This is a genomic window from Amphritea atlantica, from assembly GCF_018860855.1.
GTDB classification, from domain to species: domain Bacteria; phylum Pseudomonadota; class Gammaproteobacteria; order Pseudomonadales; family Balneatricaceae; genus Amphritea; species Amphritea atlantica_A.
Genome location: NZ_JAHKQE010000029.1, coordinates 1 through 4,650, shown reverse-complemented (window position 1 = coordinate 4,650; position 4,650 = coordinate 1). Strand labels below are relative to the sequence as shown.

The window sequence follows — 4,650 nt, the reverse complement described above, 5'->3', positions numbered from 1 at the left end:
AAAATGGAGAAAAAAATCACTGGATATACCACCGTTGATATATCCCAATGGCATCGTAAAGAACATTTTGAGGCATTTCAGTCAGTTGCTCAATGTACCTATAACCAGACCGTTCAGCTGGATATTACGGCCTTTTTAAAGACCGTAAAGAAAAATAAGCACAAGTTTTATCCGGCCTTTATTCACATTCTTGCCCGCCTGATGAATGCTCATCCGGAATTTCGTATGGCAATGAAAGACGGTGAGCTGGTGATATGGGATAGTGTTCACCCTTGTTACACCGTTTTCCATGAGCAAACTGAAACGTTTTCATCGCTCTGGAGTGAATACCACGACGATTTCCGGCAGTTTCTACACATATATTCGCAAGATGTGGCGTGTTACGGTGAAAACCTGGCCTATTTCCCTAAAGGGTTTATTGAGAATATGTTTTTCGTCTCAGCCAATCCCTGGGTGAGTTTCACCAGTTTTGATTTAAACGTGGCCAATATGGACAACTTCTTCGCCCCCGTTTTCACCATGGGCAAATATTATACGCAAGGCGACAAGGTGCTGATGCCGCTGGCGATTCAGGTTCATCATGCCGTTTGTGATGGCTTCCATGTCGGCAGAATGCTTAATGAATTACAACAGTACTGCGATGAGTGGCAGGGCGGGGCGTAATTTTTTTAAGGCAGTTATTGGTGCCTAGAAATATTTTATCTGATTAATAAGATGATCTTCTTGAGATCGTTTTGGTCTGCGCGTAATCTCTTGCTCTGAAAACGAAAAAACCGCCTTGCAGGGCGGTTTTTCGAAGGTTCTCTGAGCTACCAACTCTTTGAACCGAGGTAACTGGCTTGGAGGAGCGCAGTCACCAAAACTTGTCCTTTCAGTTTAGCCTTAACCGGCGCATGACTTCAAGACTAACTCCTCTAAATCAATTACCAGTGGCTGCTGCCAGTGGTGCTTTTGCATGTCTTTCCGGGTTGGACTCAAGACGATAGTTACCGGATAAGGCGCAGCGGTCGGACTGAACGGGGGGTTCGTGCATACAGTCCAGCTTGGAGCGAACTGCCTACCCGGAACTGAGTGTCAGGCGTGGAATGAGACAAACGCGGCCATAACAGCGGAATGACACCGGTAAACCGAAAGGCAGGAACAGGAGAGCGCACGAGGGAGCCGCCAGGGGGAAACGCCTGGTATCTTTATAGTCCTGTCGGGTTTCGCCACCACTGATTTGAGCGTCAGATTTCGTGATGCTTGTCAGGGGGGCGGAGCCTATGGAAAAACGGCTTTGCCGCGGCCCTCTCACTTCCCTGTTAAGTATCTTCCTGGCATCTTCCAGGAAATCTCCGCCCCGTTCGTAAGCCATTTCCGCTCGCCGCAGTCGAACGACCGAGCGTAGCGAGTCAGTGAGCGAGGAAGCGGAATATATCCTGTATCACATATTCTGCTGACGCACCGGTGCAGCCTTTTTTCTCCTGCCACATGAAGCACTTCACTGACACCCTCATCAGTGCCAACATAGTAAGCCAGTATATACACTCCGCTAGCGCCCAATACGCAAACCGCCTCTCCCCGCGCGTTGGCCGATTCATTAATGCAGCTGGCACGACAGGTTTCCCGACTGGAAAGCGGGCAGTGAGCGCAACGCAATTAATGTGAGTTAGCTCACTCATTAGGCACCCCAGGCTTTACACTTTATGCTTCCGGCTCGTATGTTGTGTGGAATTGTGAGCGGATAACAATTTCACACAGGAAACAGCTATGACATGATTACGAATTCGAGCTCGGTACCCGGGAATTAAAGAGGAGAAATTAAGCATGGTGAGCAAGGGCGAGGAGGATAACATGGCCATCATCAAGGAGTTCATGCGCTTCAAGGTGCACATGGAGGGCTCCGTGAACGGCCACGAGTTCGAGATCGAGGGCGAGGGCGAGGGCCGCCCCTACGAGGGCACCCAGACCGCCAAGCTGAAGGTGACCAAGGGTGGCCCCCTGCCCTTCGCCTGGGACATCCTGTCCCCTCAGTTCATGTACGGCTCCAAGGCCTACGTGAAGCACCCCGCCGACATCCCCGACTACTTGAAGCTGTCCTTCCCCGAGGGCTTCAAGTGGGAGCGCGTGATGAACTTCGAGGACGGCGGCGTGGTGACCGTGACCCAGGACTCCTCCCTGCAGGACGGCGAGTTCATCTACAAGGTGAAGCTGCGCGGCACCAACTTCCCCTCCGACGGCCCCGTAATGCAGAAGAAGACCATGGGCTGGGAGGCCTCCTCCGAGCGGATGTACCCCGAGGACGGCGCCCTGAAGGGCGAGATCAAGCAGAGGCTGAAGCTGAAGGACGGCGGCCACTACGACGCTGAGGTCAAGACCACCTACAAGGCCAAGAAGCCCGTGCAGCTGCCCGGCGCCTACAACGTCAACATCAAGTTGGACATCACCTCCCACAACGAGGACTACACCATCGTGGAACAGTACGAACGCGCCGAGGGCCGCCACTCCACCGGCGGCATGGACGAGCTGTACAAGTAATCTAGACAGCGCTTTTCCGCTGCATAACCCTGCTTCGGGGTCATTATAGCGATTTTTTCGGTATATCCATCCTTTTTCGCACGATATACAGGATTTTGCCAAAGGGTTCGTGTAGACTTTCCTTGGTGTATCCAACGGCGTCAGCCGGGCAGGATAGGTGAAGTAGGCCCACCCGCGAGCGGGTGTTCCTTCTTCACTGTCCCTTATTCGCACCTGGCGGTGCTCAACGGGAATCCTGCTCTGCGAGGCTGGCCGGCTGCAGGCATGCAAGCTTGGCACTGGCCGTCGTTTTACAACGTCGTGACTGGGAAAACCCTGGCGTTACCCAACTTAATCGCCTTGCAGCACATCCCCCTTTCGCCAGCTGGCGTAATAGCGAAGAGGCCCGCACCGATCGCCCTTCCCAACAGTTGCGCAGCCTGAATGGCGAATGGCGCTGATGTCCGGCGGTGCTTTTGCCGTTACGCACCACCCCGTCAGTAGCTGAACAGGAGGGACAGCTGATAGAAACAGAAGCCACTGGAGCACCTCAAAAACACCATCATACACTAAATCAGTAAGTTGGCAGCATCACCCGACGCACTTTGCGCCGAATAAATACCTGTGACGGAAGATCACTTCGCAGAATAAATAAATCCTGGTGTCCCTGTTGATACCGGGAAGCCCTGGGCCAACTTTTGGCGAAAATGAGACGTTGATCGGCACGTAAGAGGTTCCAACTTTCACCATAATGAAATAAGATCACTACCGGGCGCTGAGAGATCCCCTCATAATTTCCCCAAAGCGTAACCATGTGTGAATAAATTTTGAGCTAGTAGGGTTGCAGCCACGAGTAAGTCTTCCCTTGTTATTGTGTAGCCAGAATGCCGCAAAACTTCCATGCCTAAGCGAACTGTTGAGAGTACGTTTCGATTTCTGACTGTGTTAGCCTGGAAGTGCTTGTCCCAACCTTGTTTCTGAGCATGAACGCCCGCAAGCCAACATGTTAGTTGAAGCATCAGGGCGATTAGCAGCATGATATCAAAACGCTCTGAGCTGCTCGTTCGGCTATGGCGTAGGCCTAGTCCGTAGGCAGGACTTTTCAAGTCTCGGAAGGTTTCTTCAATCTGCATTCGCTTCGAATAGATATTAACAAGTTGTTTGGGTGTTCGAATTTCAACAGGTAAGTTAGTTGCTAGAACCCATGGCTCCTTTGCCGACGCTGAGTAGATTTTAGGTGACGGGTGGTGACAATGAGTCCGTGTCGAGCGCTGATTTTTTCGGCCTTTAGAGCGAGATTTATACAATAGAATTTGGCATGAGATTGGATTGCTTTTAGTCAGCCTCTTATAGCCTAAAGTCTTTGAGTGACTAGATGACATATCATGTAAGTTGCTGATAGGTTTCCAGTTTTCCGCTCCTAGGTCTGCATATTGTACTTTTCCTCTTACTCGACTTAACCAGTACCAACCCAGCTTCTCAACGGATTTATACCATGGCACTTTAAAGCCAGCATCACTGACAATGAGCGGTGTGGTGTTACTCGGTAGAATGCTCGCAAGGTCGGCTAGAAATTGGTCATGAGCTTTCTTTGAACATTGCTCTGAAAGCGGGAACGCTTTCTCATAAAGAGTAACAGAACGACCGTGTAGTGCGACTGAAGCTCGCAATACCATAAGTCGTTTTTGCTCACGAATATCAGACCAGTCAACAAGTACAATGGGCATCGTATTGCCCGAACAGATAAAGCTAGCATGCCAACGGTATACAGCGAGTCGCTCTTTGTGGAGGTGACGATTACCTAACAATCGGTCGATTCGTTTGATGTTATGTTTTGTTCTCGCTTTGGTTGGCAGGTTACGGCCAAGTTCGGTAAGAGTGAGAGTTTTACAGTCAAGTAATGCGTGGCAAGCCAACGTTAAGCTGTTGAGTCGTTTTAAGTGTAATTCGGGGCAGAATTGGTAAAGAGAGTCGTGTAAAATATCGAGTTCGCACATCTTGTTGTCTGATTATTGATTTTTCGCGAAACCATTTGATCATATGACAAGATGTGTATCCACCTTAACTTAATGATTTTTACCAAAATCATTAGGGGATTCATCAGTACCGGGCGTATTTTTTGAGTTATCGAGATTTTCAGGAGCTAAGGAAGCT

The 4,650-nt window shown here is 50.2% G+C and carries 4 protein-coding genes and 1 pseudogene; 3 read left to right on the top strand and 2 right to left on the bottom strand.

The window, feature by feature from the left end:
* Window positions 1-3 precede the first annotated feature (3 nt).
* The 3 genes from KO512_RS13295 to KO512_RS13285 all read left to right on the top strand — a co-directional run bounded on the left by KO512_RS13295 (window position 4) and on the right by KO512_RS13285 (window position 2,957).
* Window positions 4-663, top strand: coding sequence for a type A-1 chloramphenicol O-acetyltransferase (locus KO512_RS13295; protein ID WP_000412211.1), 660 nt, complete (start codon window positions 4-6; stop codon window positions 661-663).
* Window positions 664-1,833: 1,170 nt separating this feature from the next.
* Entirely contained in the window at window positions 1,834-2,517 is a 684-nt protein-coding gene (locus tag KO512_RS13290) for a hypothetical protein (RefSeq protein WP_139162151.1), read from the top strand.
* 272 nt (window positions 2,518-2,789) lie between these two features.
* A complete protein-coding gene (locus KO512_RS13285; protein WP_035332726.1) occupies window positions 2,790-2,957 on the top strand; it encodes a hypothetical protein in 168 nt (55 codons plus the stop codon).
* On the opposite strand, the pseudogene KO512_RS13280 reads toward KO512_RS13285, so the two are convergent.
* Both KO512_RS13280 and KO512_RS13275 read right to left on the bottom strand, forming a co-directional pair.
* Window positions 2,918-3,037, bottom strand: a pseudogene (locus tag KO512_RS13280) (IS1 family transposase); the annotation flags it as partial. The gene KO512_RS13285 and the pseudogene KO512_RS13280 overlap by 40 nt on opposite strands.
* A 247-nt stretch (window positions 3,038-3,284) precedes the next feature.
* Entirely contained in the window at window positions 3,285-4,493 is a 1,209-nt protein-coding gene (locus KO512_RS13275; protein ID WP_001339197.1) for an IS4-like element ISVsa5 family transposase, read from the bottom strand.
* Window positions 4,494-4,650 lie beyond the last annotated feature (157 nt).